Origin of the sequence: Legionella maceachernii, assembly GCF_900167045.1 — a bacterium.
Taxonomy (GTDB): Bacteria; Pseudomonadota; Gammaproteobacteria; order Legionellales; family Legionellaceae; genus Tatlockia; species Tatlockia maceachernii.
The window spans coordinates 216,208-235,220 of record NZ_FUXJ01000002.1 but is presented as its reverse complement, the minus strand read 5'-3'; the positions used below and the strand labels follow the sequence as shown (position 1 = coordinate 235,220).

The following is a 19,013-nucleotide window of genomic DNA, read 5'->3' as shown; positions in this document are numbered from 1 at the left end:
ATACCCATGATCCTTCAAAAGGCATTGATTGGGAGGGTAGCACTCTTGCTAAGGGGAAAACTCACGTTTTCTTGATTTTGGACTTTCCTTATTTGTTCAATCCACTCTGAGATGGCATGAATTAATAACGCTTCATTCGTAGGCTGCGGAAAACTATTTATGTTTAAAGTTTCCTCTTGTGCCCCATCAAGGGTAACGAATAAAAGAACGAGTAGTGAACACGCTGATTCACGAACCCACTCTGACTGATCATTAAGTTTATTTTGAATCGGATTAATAAAAGCTAATAAACTTTCTTTCCCTAAAGCAGGTACCATGGCCGCTAAGCAACCTAATGCGGCTTTACGTACCAATGGATCTCGATCGTCAAGTCTATTTTTAACAGGTTCAATTAAAGTCTCTAACGTTTCTCTCTCTAAAGCAGAGGCTATTTTTTCTAAATAATATAAGGAAGCCCTGCGAATATCCTCATCTTCATCCTCTAGATCATTTTTGAAAGTTTCAACCAATGCTGCTAGCACCTCTGCCTCTAAAGCCGGTATTATTCGTTTTAAACATTGTAATGCGGTTTGGCAGCCTGTTGAATTTACAGCATCAAGAGTGTTTATTACAGGTTCAAGAACTCTAGCTAACGCTTCTTTCTCTAACATAGGTAGCAATGCAGCTAAGCAATTTAATGCGTCCTGAGAAACATACCAAATTGGGTCATTGAATTTATTGATAACCGGCTCAACGAAAGGTTCTAAATTTTCTTTTAAAACGGGTACCATTGCTGTTAAACAAATCAATGCAGCATGAACAATATTTGGATCTTGGTCATTGAGTTTGTTTGTAATCAGCTCAATAAATGTTGCAAGTGTTTCTTTGGTTAATTCAGTAAGCCGTTCTTTTGTTACTAAGTAGTTTAATACTTTTTGGCGGATGAACCAATCTTGCCCATTGAGCTTAGTTATTACAAGCTGCACAAACATTACTAGTCTCTCTTTCTCTAGTCCAGCTACCATTGTTTTTAAGCATTTGAATGCTGTCTCCTGAATCCAATCTTGATCATTGATTTTGTTTAAAACTGGTTCGAAAAGAGCTGCTAACGTTTCGTTCGCTAAAGACGGTGCCATTGCTGCTAAGCAATTTAATGCCGATTGATGAAAATCTGAATTGGAATGATTGAGGCAATTTTTGACTGGTTCCACTAGGGTTGCAATCATTTCTTTTTCTAAAACCGGTATCATTGCTATTACGCATCCTAATGCTTTTTGGCAGACAGCAGGTTTTTTGTCATTGAGCTTGTTTTTAACCAACTCGATAAGCGGGGGCAATGATTCTTTCTCCAAAGCAGGTGCAATTGCCGCTAGGCAATCTAATGCGGCTTGCTGAATACAAGGACTTGGATCAGCCAGTTTGTTTTTAAGCGGTTCAATGAACAGCCCCAATGTTTCTTTCCTTAGACTAGGTACTACTGTGCTTAAGCAATTTAATGCTTTTTGGAAAACAAACGCCACTAGGATTTCCTGTGTCTCCTTCTCTAAGGCAGGTATCATTACAACCAAACAATTTACTACCGATTCGCGAACAAAAAAATCTGAGTCATCTAGACAATTTTGGACAGGTTCAACTAGCTTTGCTATCGTTTCTTTTTCTAAAGCAGGGATCATCACTGTCAAGCAGCGTAATGCTTTTTTGCAAACAGGCCACTCTTGGTCACTGAGTTGATTTTCGATAGGTTTGACGAGTGCGGCCAATACGTCTTTTTCTAAAGCAGGTGCCATTGCTGCTAAGCCTGTTAATGCAAATTGGCGGACCTCCGGATTGGAGTTGTTGAGGCTATTTTTGACGGGTTCAACAAGCATTGTTACCGTTTCTTTTTCTAAAGCCGGTATCATCGCCATTAGGCATCGTAATGCATTTTTACAAACAGACAGATCGTTGTCATTGAGCTCGTTCTTAACAGGCCCAACCAGCGTAGACAATACTTCTTTCTCTAAAGTAGGTACCATTGTAACCAAGCATTTTAATGCGAATTGGCGAACACCTGAATGAGAATGATTAAGGCACTGTTTTACCGGTTCAACAAGCTTTGCGAACTTCTCTTTCCCTAAAGCAGGTACGATTGCTGTCAGGTAGTATAATGCCATCCCTTGACGATTACTTGAATTTTGATTATCGAGTTTCTTCACAAGCGATTCAGCAAGTACTGCAAGCGTTTCTTTATCCAAACCAAGCATCATTTTTTTTAAGCTCTCTGAGACTCTGTTATGTGCTGCGACATCTTCATCATCAATGATTTTGTTGATGGAAAATTCAATAAATGTTGCTAACATTTGTTTCTTTAAAGCCGGTGCGCTCGCTACTAAGTCATTGATTGCTTCTCGACTTTCTTGCCAATCTGTGTAATTAAGTTTGCTTATAAGATTCTCAACAACCATCACACGTGATTTTTTATCCAAAGCAGGGCTAAATGTTATTAAAGAATTGAACGCTGCCTGCCATGTATCCGAATCATTGTTACTCAGTTTAGGTTCTATCAAAGTAATGTTTAAAGAAACTTTCCTAATACTGCCCAATAGTTTTAAACCGCGTAACCGATCAGACAAACTTAATTGAGGGTTTTTCAATTTATCAGAAAATTTTTTGACCAACTCATTCCAATAATTGCTTTCGATACTTCCTAATAGAATGCTCGATTTATAAAGCATGGTGAGTATAATCAGCTGGCCATCAAAAAATGTGGCATTTTTATCTGCATCATGCTTCTCGAAAAATAAAAAAAACTCTATCGCCCTTTGCTGTGCTCTACTACCTGTTCGCCAGATGCGTAAAAGGGATTTCATATCTAAATTGGAATAGATTTTTGCTAAAATTTCCGTGGGTAGAGGGGTAAAAAAATCGGTGGGTAGTAAAGAAAAAGAATTATCGAGAGTTTTGGTCATGGAGCAACCTTTTGGTAAGCTTACAAAAACGCTATATTGTATCTAAATATATGCATTATGTCAAAATATTAAACTATTTCTTACCTCATATTTTTCCCCTATTCTGAGATAATTCTTAGATTTATTAGTCAAGGTCAATGTTCTCGAGGCAAAGCCCTCTAGTTTTCTTACACACTACCGTATCTTAAATTTTTTCACCGATATTTAAATTTACTTCGTTCGATTACTCTGGATAATAATCCTAATCGAACAATGAAAAGCAATGATACGTTTGATGAGCCATTTCCTAATTCCCTAAAGATTGAAAAAGATACTAATTTTTATGATAAAAATGGTAAATTGATTGGCGTTTATCGTGTTAATGCAATCCCTTTTCATAAGATTGGGGACAAATTGCGTGAGGAATTAACCTCTGTGACTTTAAATCAACTCTCAAGAATGGGCGCGGCTTCTTCTGCAGAAAATATTAAAAAAAGAGAAAATAAAGAAAACTTTCATAATAATATTCGCTCAGCTCCATTTGGTGTGCTTGGGAAACAACTTCAAAGAGTAAGACCTACACAATTTTCTGAGGCTAAATTTGCTATCAAAGACGGGTTAGCCTCCGTCTTTGAAGTGGCTGAAAAAATTTACGCTGAATGTGCACCCGTTGAATATAAGACATTAAGTCGAGCAATGAGCTTTGCTTCTGCTTTTTTAATCAAGGGATCAAATTATCTTATAACAGCTGAAGCCAATTTTGATAAACAAACCACAGTTCATGTGGATCAAAACAAATTTCCATACCCTATATTAAATCCGCTTACGGTTATTTATCCGTCAGTTAAAAATCCTAACGGAGAAATTCAACGTAACTATGAAGGTGGCTATACTTTCTTCCCCGGCGTTTGCGGAATTTCACAAGAGGGTTCCAATTTTTTTGAAGGCATTTATTTCGATTTAAAAGAAGGGGATGTGCTGTTATGGGATTTTGAACGGTATTTTCATTGTAACACCAAATTAGTCCCTTTAAATGAACAAGACAACCGCGGATGGCATCGGATATCAATTATTGGTTTTACCAAAGGAGAAGCACTGAAAAAAACTTGTTGATCCACTTGTATTTGAAGATACTGATGACGAAGACAGTGCTATTTTTGAAATAGAAAACGGAAAGGACACTCCTGATCCTATGGAGAAACAGTTTGATTCTGTTGATGTGCCGGAAACCCTAGAAGAAACTGATATCGATTGCGACGGATTGACTAAAGAAAGTGATATGGATTGCGACGGATTGACTATAGTTGAAGACGAGGAATTATGGAGTGATTTGCCCATATTCAATTCGGAGCTGAACATGAAGAACGAGAAGAAACATTCTTATTTTCCAAGCTTCTTCTTTAAAACCGGAATACCTTTTAAAACCAACTCTCCCGAACAAACACCCGATAACCCAAATTATGGTGTTTAATTAATTGTTGAAAGAAATCAACAAAACCAGCCTAGTTATCGCATTGCGGTAACTAGGCTTTCTCTTTTTCCGTTTCCAAAATCTTCGCGAGCCAATGCAATTCCTTAATTCCTCTGGGGAAAAAGAAAGTAATTCTCATTTTCAATCAATCCAATTGCTCCTGAATTGCTTAGGATTCGATCTACTCTTGCATTTCCTCCCGTTGCAGTTAATAGGAATAAATTACCGATCACCTGAGAAAAGCTTTCAACACCTGATCGAGCAAACGTTGCGTTAATAATACCAATTGCTGCGGTAGGATCACTATTTCCTGGAGACAGGGCACTAACGTTAAAAATGTTTGCAATCACATTCATCGTACTTTGATCGCGCGCGCCAATCCCTTCCGCTACCAATAGTCCCCTCCCAGGAGAAGTTACGCTAACATTATAATTCACGTTTTGTGAAGTAAATTTACTCCTTTGTGTGAGCTCAGCGCCTATACCCGTAGTTCTGCTATTATCACCCGGGGTATGTGCCCTTACATTAATGATTGAATTACGAATATCCAAAACTGCATTTCGGGAATCCACCCCTCTTACAGGGACATTCACTCCGCCAGCATTAATTTCACTCCCAATGATTAACGCAGAAGTGGCATTGTCGACTCTAACCCCAGTACTATAACCATTTAGATCATTCGGTGTACCTATGGTGGAATTCACAAGCGAATTATTTCCGTTTAACCTCAAGCCTACTCGCTGAGAAGTAGTTATCTGCGGTATATATATTTCTTGAGAAAAAGCAAATGCAGAATAGCCAATTTGATTAACTAGGATAATATTACTTATATTACTACCGAACGCATCGATACCACCCACACCCATTGGTCTTTCATTTCCAAAGGCTGGCTTTTTAAAATCAAATGTTCTGCCGTCAATCGATTGGCCAGGATTTAAACGAATTCGCTCAGTGGCTGAAGTATCTAATAAATAATAACCCGTTGCTAAATCAAGGGTATCAATAGGATCGAGGGCACTAATTGTATCAATTTCAGACTGAGTTATCTCAGTATTTGTACAAGGTTTCTCCGCTGTGCAATTGTTTAATCCTTCGGCAGCATTAAAAATTTCTCCACCCGGTTTAAAGAACCAAATATGGTCTTTCTCAACAAGATTCGCGCCATTATCAACCCATCCTCGCTCGGTGGGAATGGCGGTACCACTGTCTAGTGTACTCAAATTACGACGGATGGGTTCAAGCAGGCGTCCTTCGCTTGGATTAATCGCACCAAAGCGTATTCGCACGGTGAACATAAAGGTATTGTTGTGCAAATTATCGTAAGAATCTTGGGCTAGAACACTAATTCGATCAGTGAATGGGTATTCAATCGTTCCGATGATACCGCGCATCTCCTTCATGTCGTGAAAGTTAAAATAATAACCACCTAAGGCTAGTCTTAGGTTATTAAAAGATTGAACACGGTAACCTACTTCGGCATCAACTCCTCGCCCCGCCGTTTCTGTATCCACTAAAATATGATCAAATTGTTTATGTCCTGAAAAACTAACAAAGCGGTAATCACCCAGATCATCGGCCCAGGCGCTACGAAAAGTTTTGCTGCGTGAACCCACCGGAAAATAACCATTTAGATGTCCATCCCATTGGGCATATATTGCTTCAATACCAGGGTTTAACGACCAGAAATATTTGTGGCTGGTCGACTCACTGCGATCGGCGAATAGATATCCTCCCAGAATATTGCGGCCAAAAGCTTGGCGAAAACCACCGGCAATACCCCCAAACCAACTGTCATCACGATAGTATTTTCCCTGCACATCGCCATAGATTATTCCATGCTCGCTACCCAATAACGGCACCATTAAATCACCGCGGGCTCCTGTAGTGGTTCCTGTAGTACCATCGCCCAGCAAACGAGGCGGTAATGGAAAACTATCACTCTCGGCAAAACCCGATGAATTAATCAATAAAGAGAAAGATATTAATAGAGCCTGATAATTTAACTTCGTCATAAAATGGAGTTTTTTATTATTTAATAAAAACTTTCTCTTAATTGTTTATGAATGTCAATGAGTTAGGCTAATAATGAACATTGCAGACGATCATTACCATAGTACGATATCGCTAATTATTATTCGATGAGGCGCTATTCAAACACATAACTATAGGTGCTTTCTGTTAAAAATTCATTTTCATGATATACCTGTAAATCAACCTGGCAATGGAGTTTATCTGTTTGAATAATATAAAAACTGTTGTGATTATCTTTTTTGCGCGGGCTTAATAAGCTTCCAGCATGTAAAATAGCGCTGGTAATCTTATCTTTTTGGGTAATGTTTTTAACATTGGCATAATGCAGGTGTCCGGTGCAAACTAAATGAATCGGGCTTTGCTGCAAATACTGAATAAAACGCTCCGCATTATTTAACGGATGATGCATGCCTGAAAACTGATATAAATTATGGTGAAAAAAAAGAATGTTTAATCGTTGATTTTTCTTTGAAAAATAAGTCTGAATCCGGTGAATCGCTTCTTGACTAAACTCACCATTTTTTATTCGATAAGGTGTCGCACTGTTTACACCTAATATGCTTATTTCTTCATTTTCAAAATGGGAAAAAAGCTCCTTTGAGACATACTTTTTATATTTTTTGAAAGGAGATAAAAACCTTTCTAAAAAATTGAATAACGGAATGTCATGATTACCAGGAACTATTAAAACAGGCGTAGGTAACTGCCGCAAAAAATTTTGGAATAAATAGTACTGTTTTTTTTGAGCCCGGTGGGTTAGATCACCAGAAATAATAATTACATCCGGTCTTATTCCCTTTAAATGCTCAAGAAAAGGCTCAATAATTGCATCCACATGTAGACCAAAATGAAGGTCTGAAATATGAACAATACGCATCATGACATCACCAGTACTCTGAGTGATTGAGGCAAAATTTGATAGTAAAGAGGCGGCTTCATTTCCTCCCAATCACCATCTAAAGAAACCCTAATTGTACTCCGCTTAGGGAAATCAATTTCTAATGAATCGCCAACCTCTTTAAAGATGAAATTATTTTCTTTTCCAAAGAGGATATTGATTAATCTTAGTAACCCAATTTTACCGTGTTGTACATAGTACAGCCCCAACAACCCTCTGGTTAATTCGTCTCTTTTAAAGGTTAAGGGAAACTCAAAGCAATAAATGTTGTTACTTATCATTAAAAATGGGCTTATAATGTGGGAATTTAAAGAAGCACTTTTAATCCTTGACTCAAAAACATCATGCTTTTTTAATACTTCTATCAAACTAGGAAAATAACTAATCCACTTATTGTATTTCTTTGCATATTCATCTCGTAATTTGGCAAATTTTGGATAAATACCAATCGAAGAATTATTAACAAAAATCTTTCCATTCACGGAGGCTAAGTCAATGGTTGTCGTCTTAAATTCATGGATACATCTGATCATATCCTTGGGATTCTGTGGAAGATTAAATTCTTTTGAAAAATGATTTAACGTTCCTAGGGGGAGGATGCCCAAAACAATTTTACTACCTGCACAATAATGCGCAGCAGTCCGCATTGTGCCATCGCCACCACCAACAATTAAAAAAGGATATTTTTGAGCACTTTCCCTGATTTTTTCCTCTATATTATTGGAATTAACCTGATGAAGCTGATAGGATAAATTGGCTTGAGAAAACTCATCCAAGTACTGATCAACATTCTGAGCATTCTTTGCATCCTTATTTACTATTATTGCGAAAGAATGGTTAGAGAGATGTTCTTTGTTAATTTTTATATCCTTGCTGTAAATTGCCTTATCTTAATATTTAGCAAAAAAATTCCTTTCCTGCTTGTAATCAAAACATAATATACTTACTTCTTAAGGGATCTAACTAACCCGTTTTTTTATTGATGGGTTTAAATCCAGAATAAACGAGGAAAGAATTAACAATTAGCCTAACAAGTTTAGAACCCAAGAATTAAAATTATGGGAGTAATTTAAACTGATTATCTCCAGTCGGTGGGTTCAAGAGGAATAAGAATCCACATAATTACATAGACAAGAAATGCAGAGCCTCCTAAAAGAAAAAATAGGACAAATATAAACCTCACCCAAAAAGGGTCGACATTAAAATAAATAGCTAAACCACCGCATATACCCGCTATTTTTCGCTCTCTTCGAGAACGCCATAGTTTCCGATAAGGTTTTAATACATTGTTCATCACTCTATCCATTTTAATTACCTTATGGATACTTTATCATTATTTGGATCACATAAAAAAGAGCAACGACAATAAGATAGACCCAAGAAATAGCTAGGGATTAGTATCTTATAGAGATAGGGTTAACATGAGACAGTTTTTTCGCGGCATGTACTATTTTGTATTAGGTATACGGCATTTAACAGCTAAAGGCCTTAAGCGCTTTATTTTATTACCTATTCTCTTTAATTGTTTGTTATTTGTGGGAATAATTTATTTTACGTATGATTATCTTTTTTCTTATTCTCACTATTATATCAGCCTCCTTCCTGCCTGGCTAAGCTTTCTTAATTGGTTATTTTTGATTTTTTTTGTTATCAGCTTTTTCTTATTATTTTTCGTAACTTTTACTGTTTTTTTCAACTTAGTGGCTTCCCCTTTTAATGGGTTATTGGCAGAAAAAGCTCAACGCTTATTTTATCAAAGGGATATTCCCTCTGTACCCTTTAAGCAAACTATACTTCGTAGTATTAAACGCCAAGGGCAGTTTTTATGGTATTTTTTTCCTCGATTTATAGGAATGGTTTTTTTATTTTTTATCCCAATTATTCATCCTATTTACCCCTTACTATGGTTTCTATTTAATTCTTGGATCCTGAGTATTCAATATCAAGATTTTGTAATGGATAATAATTTAATTGGCTTTAAAAAAATGCGCAATAAAATACAGGATAATGCGATGCTTTCCTTAGGGTTTGGTTCTTGCATAAGCCTTGCAAGCTTTATCCCTTTTGTAAATCTAGTCATTTTAACTGCTGCAGTTATTGGTAGTGTCTTTCTTTACAATGAAGAATACCAAACAACTTTAAATCACCATCCTCGTTTACTAAAAGAATAAAAATTGTTCTTAATAATATTAATTATTAGCCAGCAAGGCATTCCCAACCATTAAAGCTATCCATTTAGAAGATGAATATCTTATAAAAAATGCTCAGAAAAAAGGTTAAAAGAACTATTTACTCAGTTAAGTGATGAAATCAACGAAATCAGTTTGTTTGGTTTTTATAGCAGCGATATTAGGGATGAAGAGAATATCAGCAATTAAGAGCTATTTGGGCTTCGCTTAAAGACTCTGTAAAAGAATTAATTCTTCGATATGTTTGGAGACGCGTCTACACTGGATTTTAGTAATACTCAGTTTACTATAGAACAATTAAAAAAACTTTTTCAGGCTTTACCTGCTTCAGTGACAGCGCTTGATTTAAGTCATACGAATCTTCATGAATTGCCATTAGAAGAATTTATTGAGGCATTTAAGCTCTTAAAGTCAACGGTTAACAAGTGAAACTCGCATCATAGTCGTCGGATTCGTTCTCTTCGAGCAAAACCCGCTCCAGCGTATAATAAACTTCTACCAGCCTACTGCTCAGAGAACCACTTTGCTGCAACAAAAGATTTTCTCCAGCAGGAAACCACGTAGAGTTTGCGTGTTGATTTTGTGGTTGAAAAAGCGTGTGCGCAGAACAACCCAGTGAATTAGGCTGCCAAACATCTTGCGTTAATCGCGTTTGCCGAGATTTCGGCAAGCTATCATCAGTGCTTTGGGGGGGGCTAAGACTCTCTAACTCAGCAAGAATTTGGTCATAAGAGTCTGTTAATGGCCTTTCCTGCCGAGTGGCTTGCAGGCAAGCGCGTTTAACACTCCCATTAGGCAGTAGCACGTCTTGGGCCAATCGCGTTTGCCAGGCTTTCGGCAGGCTGTCAGTGGTTTGAGTAGTGCTAAAGCCTGCTAACTCAGCAAGATGGTCATAATATCCCATTAATGGGCTTCCCAGGCAGGGGCGTTTACCCTCCCTCTCATCTTCCAGCTGTTGTGATGAAGAGCGGCGCCGTTTTAATTGCTTTCGAGTGAACACTTCTGTCTTGATGCCATTGATGGTAACAAAATGTTTGATACAAGGCCCGTTTCCTTCTTTACTGTGGGTAGCAAGAATGGTGGCATCAGTGATTTCTTTACCTTGATAAAATAAGCGGTGGTAGCTGCATTGCAGAGCGGTGATGACCTCAGTTTTAACGCCATTGATGACAACAAAATGTTTAGTGCTGTTCCCGTTGCCCTCCTTGCTGTGAGTAGCAAGGATAGCCGCATCCGTAATTGCTTTGCCTTGATAAAATAAACGGCTGGAAAAGAATTGATCGGTCGTCTTAACCTCGACTTTAATCCCATTCATTACTACAAAATGTTTGGTGCCGTTCCCTTTGCCCTCCTTGCTGTGGGTAGCAAGGATAGCCACATCAGTGATTTCCTGGCCCTGATGGAATAAGCGGCTTTTATAAATTTGGTTTACAGTCTTTACTTCGGTTTTAACACCATTGATCTCTACAAAATGTTTGGTGATGCACCCCTTGCCCTCTTTACTGTGGGTGGCAAGAATGGCTGCGTCTGTAATTTCTTTGCCCTGATGGAATAAGCGGCTTTTAGAGAGTTGATTTACAGTCATAACCTCGGTTTTAACGCCATTGATGTCTACAAAATGCTTAGTGTTGCCCCCATGACTCTCTTTACGGTGGGTGGCAAGAATAGCGGCGTCAGTGATTGCTTTGCCTTGATATAATAAGCGGCTGGAATCAAGTTGATTTGCAGTCTTTACCTCGGTTTTAATCCCATTAATTAGGACAAAATGTCTTTTGTTAGGCCCTTTACCTTCCTTGCTGTGGGTAGTAAGAATGGCCGCATCAGTGATTTCCTTACCTTGAAGAATTAAGCGGTTTTTAGCACGTTGATTTGCAGTCATAACCTCCGTTTTAGCACCATTGATGACTACAAAATGTTTGGTGCCGCCCCCTCGCCCTTCTTTGCTGTGGGTGGCAAGAATGGCTGCATTGGTTATTTGTTCTCCATTATGAAAGAGCCGTAATGAAATTTTTCTATTGACAGGCATAACTAGCAATCTTAATTAACAAGCATGAAAGGCCAATTATCTTACATAGTTGGTAATTTTAAGTCAAACAGCATAATACGAGTGGCCTCTAATCCACTTAGCTACTAATTTTCTGAATTTATTCCTAATTACTCAAATTTTTGCATCGTTTTTAATGGAAGCAGTGTACTGTTTGAAAATAGTTCAAAAAAGAAGGGACACCAGTGAGGCATTCAACAAAAAAAATCAGCACATTTTCAGCTGATTTTAAGAGGAGAAATTAAGAATTATTATTATCCAAGGCCTAGAGGCGTTTTAGCCTGTTTGGTGCAGATGCGGTAGATGCTGTGGGGGCGGGCCTTGCCACCGCGTCTGCAGGAAGCCCCCTATTCGGTTGCTTAGCGACTGCAGCACCACCTGCTTCACTACCTACAGGGTGAGTTAAATTTATCTCTAATTTTCCTGATTCAAGCTCTTCTAATTTTTGATCAGATAACTTACAAATTTGTTGCTCAAACTGGGACACCAATGTTTTAATCAGTTTATTACGGTTCATAGCATAATCCTCATCTAGCATCCGGATAGAACGCTAATCTCATAATAAAGCCGCTCTTCGGATATCGCTTTATTAAAAAACTTCTAAGAGGTGTTTGGCTTTACCGCTAAGCTTTTCACCTAAAGAAGCTAACTCTGTCGCTCATTTGCCCGACGTAGCTCCTTTTAAAGCGGTTAACTTCCTGTATTCTTGCAAAGAGGACGCCCTAAAATTGATTATTTTTTACTCAATTTCTCATAAACTTTATTACTAGCGCGGCTAGTTCTATAAGTGTAGTTCAAGGATAATAAGATAACCACCTCTTCAATTTGATAAAAAATAAGCTAAATTCGCTGATTTTTTATCAGCTGGTTACTCATCGCCCACACTTAACTAGGGGTGATAGTTATACATACCTTGCTTTAGTTGATACAGCAGGAACCGGTGTTGGCTGAGCTCCTGCTGAAGTCGGTGGTTTTTTCGCTGCACCAGAAGTTGCGCCACCTGCTTCATTACCGACAGCTTGGGTTAAACTTATCTCTAACTTGCCAGATTCCAATTCTTCCAGTTTGTGGTCGGGTAAGTAACTGAGTTGCTCTTCAAACTGAGACACCAATGTTTTAATCAATTTGTTACGATTCATAGCGTAAACCCTCATAAAACTTTATGCTTGTAGCAATATAAGTGTAGTTCAAAGTCAAGAAAAAATGGGCTAGTTCAATATAAAGCCCATTCATTCAAAAAAAACCTATGATAGTGGCCCATAATATGCTTCTTTTGATACTAAAGCGGAGGGTCTCTGTAGATAATTTTCTGCTAAATTTATTGATATTCTTAAAAACTACACCTTTCTTAAGGAGAGGTTATGGAAAAAAATATCGCTGAAAACTTAGAATTATTTAATTTCCTGAAAGAACTGGATTTTTTCAGTATGCTAAGCAAGAATGCCTTGTGGCCTCTGGTTAATCTAGCAACAATTCGCAATTATGCCGCGAATGACATTATTATTCACGAAGGCGACAATCCTGTCGGCATTTTTATTCTACGCAAGGGAACGGTGCAAGTCTTTAAGACATTGCATGACGGTAAAGAACTTATCATTACCACACTCGCTCCTGGGCAAATCATTGGGGAAATTTCTGTTATCGATAAACTAAAAACGACGGCTTCCGTGCGTGCTATTGATGAAGTAGAGTGCGTTTTTATTTCGGAATGGGATTTTACCACCCAAATCCATGCTTATCCTGAAATCGGTCTAGAGCTTTTACCTGTTTTAGCCGCTCGTATCCGTATCATGTATGAGAAAATAGCATGAAAGATTCCGATCTCTATCGCAAACAAGCGCTTGACTCTGCTCAAGAAAGAGATGAATTTCAGCATGCCATACGTATTATTACGCCGAAAGCATGGATCTATTTAATCGTTTTTTTAATTATCTTTGTCGGCTGCCTGTTGTGGCTAATATTGGGAAAAATCTCCTCAATTGTGGAAGGCCAAGGAATCATTCTGGCAAAAAATGCAGCTATCATTAATGTCATGTCGCCTATCTCAGGTGGGTATGTCAGCGCGGTTCTTGTAAACCCGGGTCAAGAGGTCAAGAAAGGACAAATCCTAGCTACGTTAACTAATCCCAATATGGCCGCAGAAGCGAAGGAATTACGCAAATACATTGAGCAAGAAAAAACTAAATTAAATAACCTCTCTGCAACAGCACAAAAAGAAATTGCCATTCGCTTAAAACACATTGAAGAATCAATGAATTATGCCAAAACAATCAATGCCAATTTAAAGGAAAAAAAAGAACATCTTGAATCTCTGCTCAAAATCCAGGAAACCGCGTTTAAAAAAGGGATTTTATCTCGCCTCGAGCTCAATGATATGCAGGTCGCTTATTATGATGCGAAAGAGCAAATTAGTAAAAATCAGAATACCCTTGTTGAACTTAACCAAAACAGAAACGACTACATTGAATCATGGAATACCAAGTTAAGGGAGCAACAAGAAAAAGTAGCTCAATCAGAGTTTAACTTACGTAAACTCTTAGAAAATCTGAATTTAACCGAAAACGTCTATAGTCCAGCCGATGGTGTTATTGCCACAAATTATGTGAAGAAAGGGGATTTTTTAACTGAAAAGCAAACATTGACGAATATCATTACCCACAGTAATGATTTAGAAGTAGTGGCTTTTTTTAACGCCAATGAAGGTAAAAAAATAAAAATTGGCATGCCAGCAAAAGTCTTTCCAAAACATTTTAATACACTCGAATTCGGTGGTGTTGTCGGGCGAGTCACTTACGTGAGTGAACTACCGATTAACCCTCCCAGTATTGAAAGCACAGTAGAAAATCAAAAATTAGTTGATAAATTCATTCAACAAGGGCCTGTTTTTAAAGTAAAAATTGCACTAATCCATTCCTCAAATACTCCGAGTGGGTATTTATGGACGACATCAAAGGGTCCCCATGAACGTTTATCGATTGGCTCCATTGCGAGTGTGGGAATTACTGTCAAGAAACAACATCCTCTGGCGATAATAATCCCCATCGTGGAATCAGCAAAAAACTGGATGATAGGCGAAAATGATTAAATTTGATTTCGATCTTGGCTTATCTGAGGTTCACCATAAACGCGTGAAAACCCCAAGCATTTTGCAAATGGATGCGATGGAATGTGGCGCGGTTTGCCTTGCTATCGTTCTTGCTTATTATGGCTTGCACATTTCTTCTGAGACAGCCCGTGAAGCCTGTGGGGTAACCCGTGATGGGTCTAAAGCCATCAATATTATCAAAGCTGCTCGCAATATGGGAATGAATGCTGAAGGAAAACGCATAAAAGATCTTGATTCTTTAGGGTACATGCCTACGCCTTTTATTGTTTTTTGGAAATTTAATCATTTCATTGTGGTTGAAGGAATTATAAAAAATAAAGTGTATATCAATGACCCAGCCACAGGCCCACGCGTCATCTCTTTAGAGGAATTTGATAAAGGGTATACTGGGGTTTTACTGCGCATTACCCCTGGCGAGCAATTTAAACCCAGTGGTAAGAAAGAAAAATCTGTTTTTGGCTTGTTACGTGATTACCTTGAAGGGGATCTTGTTGAGCTTAGCTACCTTTTCTTTGTTTCGGCTCTCCTTTCGTTACCACAAGCTTCTATAGCATTATTCATTGAGTTTTTTGTTGATAATATTATCGTTGAAAACCAAGAACAATGGATGCTGGGTTTTGTGTTAAGTATGGGCTTTACTATCCTTTGCATGATATTACTTCTTTGGATTCAGCGATATTATTTAGTTCTGTATAAGATCCGATTTGCGATAAAAAAAATACCGCGGTTTTTCAATAAAATATTACACTTACCTATGTCATTTTATATTCAGAGAGCAACGGGAGATATCTCAAACCGCATCTATATTTTTGATGAAATTGCCCTGAAAATCACAGAAGGATTTTCTGAGGTTATTATTGATAGCTTAAGCATTATTATTTATACCATTATTATTCTTTTAATTAATAAAGTCATTGGACTCATTGTGGTTTTTATCACTATTCTCAATTTTATCTCAATCATTATTACTAAGCGTATTATCATTGACTTGGGTCGCCGATTTTCTCAAGATCAAGCCAAAATGCATGGGATTGAATACAGCGGTGTCCAAATGATGGAAGCATTGAAATTCATGAATGGCGAAAATCGATTTTTCATGCGCTGGTTAAGTTATAAATCCAAATTAATTGATTCACAGCAAACCATTGATGTTTACACAGCACTCATTTCATTACTCCCCAACGCATTGTATTTTTTTAATTTAGTTCTCCTCATTATCTTTGGAGCCCATTTTGTTATGCAAGGGACAATGACAGTTGGAGGAATTATAGCAACTTATACATTGTTACTTCTTTATCCTGAACCTGTCATTAGTATCGTTGACAATTTTTTAAAATTAAATGAACTCAAAGGTGATTTACTCCGTGTGAATGATGTGCTTTTATTTAAAAGTAATAAAGAAAAGAACCCAGAGCCACAACACATTAAATCGACCAATTTAATTGATATTAAGGGCATTTATTTTGGCTACTCAAAGCTAGAAGCGCCTATTTTATCGGATATAACTATCAGCCTAAAAAAAGGTGATACCGTTGCGATTACAGGCATTTCTGGCGGAGGGAAATCTTCTCTATTAAACTTGATTACCGGTCTTTATGATCCTTGGTTTGGAGAAATTTATCTCCTGGGGAAAAACATTAAAGACTATCCCTCCGATGAGTTATTTAAACTGGTTTCGTATGTCGATCAAAACATTTTCCTTTTTGAAGGGACAATCCGCGACAACTTGACAATGTGGGATAGAAGCATTGATGATGCAACCATTATTGAGGCCTTGCAAACCGCTTGTGTTTACGATGTGGTCAGCATGAAAGGCGGTTTAGATTACCGTATTCTTGAAGGCGGCGCGAACATCAGTCTCGGGCAGGCTCAGCGTATAGAAATCGCCAGAGCTTTGATCAAAAAACCTCAATTAATCCTTCTCGATGAAGCCACCTCAGCGCTTGATTCAGTAACGGAAGCCAAAATTTATCAAAACCTCAATAAAATGGATTGCAGTTTTCTTATTGTTGCCCATCGCTTAAGTGCAATCAGACACTGTAACGAAATCGTGGTGATTGAAGACGGAACCATCATCGAACGCGGGAAACATGAAGAATTATTGAAACTAGACGGTAAATATAAGCAATTCATCGAGAAGGATTATTTATTATGACGGATAAAGAATTTGAGAGAATTGCTCCCGGTTTATTAAAAATTCGGCAGGTACTTACTCGAGAAGACTCTACAAAGCACACCACTTTGGATGAAAAAAAACTATTGGTAGACGCTTGCCTTCATCTCGCCGAACTGTTAGGGATGGCACTTGATATTCCAAGTGGTGATTTAGAAGAAGATATTGATACAACGATGGAGCGAATCGCCGTTCATGCGGGTGTTCGCATTCAAAAAATAACGCTTGAGGAAAAATGGTGGGAAAAAGATCACGGACTCCTTTTAGCGTTTATTGATGGGCTGCCTTGCGTGTTATCGCCTAAACAAAATGGCGGTTATGAACGTTCGACGCCTATTGAAAAACTGCCGCTCACTCATCGGCAATTAGCGGCAGTAGAAAAATACGCGTTTACCTTTATTAAACCACTTCCCGATAAAATAAATAAGATTTTTGATATTTTAAAATTTTCATTTGGACGCTTATTTTCTGATTTAAGATCAATTCTCTATTTACAGCTCATGCTCAGTTTTTTAATGATGAGTTTACCCATTTTCATGAGTTATTTTTTCAATAACTTCACTCATTTTGTTGAATCAAGTCAGATGACCGTTTTAAGTGTCGCATTGATCATGAACACATTCATTTATTTTTTTCTGTCCATCAATCAGTCCATTATGATGCTGCACTTACGGTTTAAAGTACAAATGCGACTTGAACCTGCCATTTGGGATAGACTTTTAAAATTAAACCCGATTTTTTTTCGGCAATTTAATGCGGGAGACATTGCTTATCGAGCTGGAGTCGTTTCAGCCATTCAAGAGATGCTTACTCAATCCACGGTACTTTCGCTTTTTGGAATTATTGTTTCTATCGTTTCGTTCGGACTGATGTGCTATTACAGCTTTACTCTGGCTCTTTTATCTTTATTTACTTTTATCATTCTTGCTATTTTAATTCTCACCTTAAGTCAACGCTTTTTAACGCATCAGCGAAAAGTCTATGAATACATCATCAAGCAAGCTGGATTTGTTTTCCAAGTCATTAGTGGCATTATTAAATTCAAAGTCTCCGCAAGTGAATACCGAGCTTTTAATATCTGGTCTGATTATTTTTCCAATCTCCTCATTGCAAAATTCAAAGCTGAAAAAGTGGGAATTTACCTGCATATTATTCATGGTTCGCTATTGATGGTAGTCACATTAATTCTCTTTTGCATCTATTTTTATCAGAAAAACCAATTACAAATCGGTACTTTTATTGCCTTTAATGCCGCTTTCTCTCAATTTTTTGCAGCGTTAATCACCCTCACCACTTTCGTTTCTTCGATTCTTGTTATTATTCCTCTTTTCGAACAATCATTGGTTATTTTCCAAGCTAAAGTGGAACCTCGCCAACGCGGTGGAAGCCATGTGAAACTGGAAGGGAAAATCCGAATTAAAAACTTGTCTTTTCGCTATGATGAAAATCAGCCACTCGTGTATAAAAACATCAGCCTGACCGTTAACCCTGGCGAAGTCATTGGCATTACTGGAAGCTCCGGTTGCGGTAAATCAACCCTTTTTCGCATTCTGTTGGGTCTGGAAAAACCGCTGGATGGTCAGATTTTATATGATGAAGTCAACATGGACATGATCAATTTATCCATTTTACGACAGCAAATCGGTGTAGTGACCCAGAAAAGCGTGCTTATTCCGGGAACGATATTAGAAAATATTATTGGTAATGATAAACGGTTAACCCGAAACGATGCGTGGGACATCGTGTATCAGCTAGGATTAGAGCACATGATTTCTGGATTTCCAATGGAGATGGATACTTTTATTAATGAGGGTATGCAATCACTCTCTGGCGGTGAAATGCAGCGGATTATCCTTGCACGTGCTTTGGTTAAAAAACCCAAAATCATTTTTCTTGATGAAGCCACTAGTGCTTTGGATAGCCAAAGCCAATTTAGGGTTCAGGAGTATTTGAACAAACTAAAGGTCACCCAGTTAGTCATCGCACATCGTCTTTCGACTTTACGCAGTGCTGATCGTATTTTAGTTATTCAGGAGGGGCAAATTATTCAGGAAGGCAATTTTGATCGCTTAGTTCGTGAGCCAGGATACTTTGCCGAATTAGCGAAACTTCAATTTGCCAATCTGCAAAATGTTGGAGGTAGTTCTAAAAACTAACTTAGTTTGGTTTGGTGAAGAAAGTCCACCTAATCCACT

General features: G+C 37.9%; 16 protein-coding genes. 8 read left to right on the top strand and 8 right to left on the bottom strand.

The features are described from left to right. Positions 1–14 precede the first annotated feature (14 nt). Entirely contained in the window at positions 15–2,927 is a 2,913-nt protein-coding gene (locus B5D33_RS01010; protein WP_058452454.1) for a hypothetical protein, read from the bottom strand. A gap of 252 nt (positions 2,928–3,179) precedes the next feature. On the opposite strand from B5D33_RS01010, the gene B5D33_RS01005 reads away from it, so the two are divergent. Next, complete coding sequence (locus B5D33_RS01005; RefSeq protein ID WP_058452453.1) at positions 3,180–4,019, top strand: hypothetical protein; 840 nt, start codon at positions 3,180–3,182, stop codon at positions 4,017–4,019. Between the two features lie 79 nt (positions 4,020–4,098). Further along, a complete protein-coding gene (locus B5D33_RS01000) occupies positions 4,099–4,377 on the top strand; it encodes a hypothetical protein (RefSeq protein WP_058452452.1) in 279 nt (92 codons plus the stop codon). A 104-nt stretch (positions 4,378–4,481) separates the two neighbouring features. Here the strand turns inward: B5D33_RS01000 and B5D33_RS00995 are convergent, their stop codons facing one another. The 4 genes from B5D33_RS00995 to B5D33_RS00980 all read right to left on the bottom strand — a co-directional run bounded on the left by B5D33_RS00995 (position 4,482) and on the right by B5D33_RS00980 (position 8,600). Then, positions 4,482–6,389, bottom strand: coding sequence for a hypothetical protein (locus tag B5D33_RS00995; protein ID WP_058452451.1), 1,908 nt, complete (start codon positions 6,387–6,389; stop codon positions 4,482–4,484). Positions 6,390–6,523: 134 nt separating this feature from the next. Next, positions 6,524–7,288 carry a metallophosphoesterase family protein gene (locus tag B5D33_RS00990; RefSeq protein ID WP_234802421.1) on the bottom strand — a complete coding sequence of 255 codons (765 nt, stop codon included), beginning with the start codon at positions 7,286–7,288 and terminating at the stop codon, positions 6,524–6,526. Next, positions 7,285–8,127, bottom strand: coding sequence for a diacylglycerol/lipid kinase family protein (locus B5D33_RS00985; RefSeq protein WP_267889320.1), 843 nt, complete (start codon positions 8,125–8,127; stop codon positions 7,285–7,287). Before B5D33_RS00985 ends, B5D33_RS00990 begins: the two co-directional genes overlap by 4 nt. Before the next feature lie 257 nt (positions 8,128–8,384). After that, complete coding sequence (locus B5D33_RS00980; protein WP_058452569.1) at positions 8,385–8,600, bottom strand: PspC domain-containing protein; 216 nt, start codon at positions 8,598–8,600, stop codon at positions 8,385–8,387. Between the two features lie 127 nt (positions 8,601–8,727). Between B5D33_RS00980 and cysZ the strand changes: the two genes are divergently transcribed. Both cysZ and B5D33_RS00970 read left to right on the top strand, forming a co-directional pair. After that, complete coding sequence (cysZ, locus tag B5D33_RS00975) at positions 8,728–9,477, top strand: sulfate transporter CysZ (RefSeq protein WP_058452449.1); 750 nt, start codon at positions 8,728–8,730, stop codon at positions 9,475–9,477. A gap of 258 nt (positions 9,478–9,735) precedes the next feature. Further along, on the top strand, positions 9,736–9,924 hold the full coding sequence (locus tag B5D33_RS00970; protein ID WP_058452448.1) for a hypothetical protein: 189 nt from the start codon (positions 9,736–9,738) through the stop codon (positions 9,922–9,924). Here the strand turns inward: B5D33_RS00970 and B5D33_RS00965 are convergent. From B5D33_RS00965 to B5D33_RS00955, 3 genes are all read right to left on the bottom strand, one after another. Beyond that, on the bottom strand, positions 9,914–11,521 hold the full coding sequence (locus B5D33_RS00965; protein ID WP_058452447.1) for a hypothetical protein: 1,608 nt from the start codon (positions 11,519–11,521) through the stop codon (positions 9,914–9,916). The genes B5D33_RS00970 and B5D33_RS00965 overlap by 11 nt on opposite strands. 283 nt (positions 11,522–11,804) lie before the next feature. After that, complete coding sequence (locus B5D33_RS00960; RefSeq protein ID WP_058452446.1) at positions 11,805–12,056, bottom strand: hypothetical protein; 252 nt, start codon at positions 12,054–12,056, stop codon at positions 11,805–11,807. Between the two features lie 385 nt (positions 12,057–12,441). Continuing rightward, the gene (locus B5D33_RS00955; protein ID WP_058452445.1) at positions 12,442–12,678 is read right to left on the bottom strand and encodes a hypothetical protein; all 237 of its coding nucleotides are present in this window, start codon (positions 12,676–12,678) and stop codon (positions 12,442–12,444) included. Between the two features lie 222 nt (positions 12,679–12,900). Here B5D33_RS00955 and B5D33_RS00950 point away from each other — a divergent pair, with 222 nt between their 5' ends. Genes B5D33_RS00950 through B5D33_RS00935 form a run of 4 tightly spaced genes read left to right on the top strand, consistent with a single transcriptional unit; the run spans position 12,901 to position 18,974 of the window. Beyond that, on the top strand, positions 12,901–13,350 hold the full coding sequence (locus tag B5D33_RS00950; RefSeq protein ID WP_058452444.1) for a Crp/Fnr family transcriptional regulator: 450 nt from the start codon (positions 12,901–12,903) through the stop codon (positions 13,348–13,350). After that, positions 13,347–14,624 carry an NHLP bacteriocin system secretion protein gene (locus tag B5D33_RS00945; RefSeq protein ID WP_058452443.1) on the top strand — a complete coding sequence of 426 codons (1,278 nt, stop codon included), beginning with the start codon at positions 13,347–13,349 and terminating at the stop codon, positions 14,622–14,624. The genes B5D33_RS00950 and B5D33_RS00945 overlap by 4 nt, the downstream gene beginning before the upstream one ends. Next, complete coding sequence (locus B5D33_RS00940) at positions 14,617–16,800, top strand: cysteine peptidase family C39 domain-containing protein (RefSeq protein ID WP_058452442.1); 2,184 nt, start codon at positions 14,617–14,619, stop codon at positions 16,798–16,800. The genes B5D33_RS00945 and B5D33_RS00940 overlap by 8 nt, the downstream gene beginning before the upstream one ends. Beyond that, positions 16,797–18,974 carry an ATP-binding cassette domain-containing protein gene (locus tag B5D33_RS00935; protein WP_058452441.1) on the top strand — a complete coding sequence of 726 codons (2,178 nt, stop codon included), beginning with the start codon at positions 16,797–16,799 and terminating at the stop codon, positions 18,972–18,974. Before B5D33_RS00940 ends, B5D33_RS00935 begins: the two co-directional genes overlap by 4 nt. Positions 18,975–19,013 lie beyond the last annotated feature (39 nt).